This window comes from Roseibium sp. RKSG952 (assembly GCF_009711355.1).
The window spans coordinates 1-1,489 of the sequence record NZ_SMMF01000516.1 but is presented as its reverse complement, the minus strand read 5'-3'; the positions used below and the strand labels follow the sequence as shown (position 1 = coordinate 1,489).

The 1,489-nt window shown below is 50.7% G+C and carries 1 protein-coding gene; it reads right to left on the bottom strand.

The window, feature by feature from the left end; translation table 11 throughout:
• The coding region (locus tag E1297_RS01910; RefSeq protein WP_244327595.1) for a condensation domain-containing protein at positions 1-1,489 on the bottom strand (1,489 nt) is incomplete at both ends.

Sequence of the window (1,489 nt, the reverse complement as noted above, 5' to 3'; positions counted from 1 at the left end):
GATCAATCGAATGAAGAGGCTGGTCCGGCTGCTGTGTTAAACCTTGGAGAAACCGGCCAAACATTTCGCAAAAATGTTTTACCGTATCATGATTGAACATCTGGTCGGAGTAGTACCACTCGCCAACGAGGTTGCCGGCGATCTCAGACAAGTCAATTCCTAATTCAAACTTTGTCGTTTCGTTGGGCAAGTTGATAGGTGAGGATGAAACTCCCGGTAGATCTAAACCAGATGCGGCATCCATAGCGGTTTGCAAAGTCAAAAACACTTGGACCAAAGGCGGATGGGATAGGCTCCGAACAGGCGAAATCGCTTCAACAACAGTTTCGAAGGGAACTGTATCGTGCGCAAATGCCTCAAGAACAGTCTCCCTGACACACGCTACAAATGAGCGGAATGAAATGGACAAATCCACATGGTGCCGCAATGCGACCGTGTTTACAAAAAAACCGGCAAGAGGCTCAAGTTCAACGCGCTTACGCCCGGCAACCGCTGTGCCGATAACAAGTTCCCTGTCTCCGCCGATACGTGACAAAAAGGCAGCCAAAGCCGCATCAAGTACCATAAACAAGGTCGCACCCTGTCCCCCGGCAAGGGATTTCAAAACGGTAACCACATCTGAAGGAACAGCGACTGGAACAGATCCCCCATGATAGTTCATGACATGTGGGCGCGCTCGGTCAGACGGCAGGCTGATTGCTTCGGGAACTTCGGCTAATTGCTCCCGCCACCATGCGGCTTCTCTCTCCAGAAGCTCTCCTGAAAAGGAGTTGCGTTGCCAACATGCATAATCTGCATATTGTATCGAAACCGACGGCAAAACAGCACTCTGACCTGTAACGGCTTGCCGATAATAGGCTGATATTTCATTGAGAAGCAAATTGATCGACCAGCCATCCAGAACAGCATGATGACCACCGATAACCAGAATATGTTCGTCCTTGGCAAGACACAGAACACTGGCCCGAAACAATGGTCCTTGCTCAAGGTCAAACGGCCTGGATAACAACTTCTCAAGCCATCTTTCAATATCATGCTCTGAACAGTCGAGCGCATCGTTAACCAAGAGATCGAAATCGGGAGCTTCATCGATAAACTGCGCTGGCAATTCTTCTGCCCCGGTCACAAAGTGTGTACGCAAAACCTCGTGCCGCGAAACCACAGATACAAGTGCCTCACGCAACCCCGCAAGATCCAAAGCACCGATAAGCCGAAACGCGCCTTCTAAATGATATGCTCTGCCCGCATCCTTATCCAACCGGTCCAAGAACCATAGCCGTTCCTGCTGATAACTAAGCGGAAGCGCATGTATGCGATCCACAGGCGGGATCTTGGAAAAACTGCCCTTTTCAAGGCCGCTCACCAAATTCGCCAAGTCCCGTACTTCGGGATGCTCAAACACAGCCCGGACCGGAACTTCTTTTCCCAAGCCATTCCGTAAATGCGCCACCAACCGCATCGCGAGCAATGAATGGCCGCCGAGATCGAA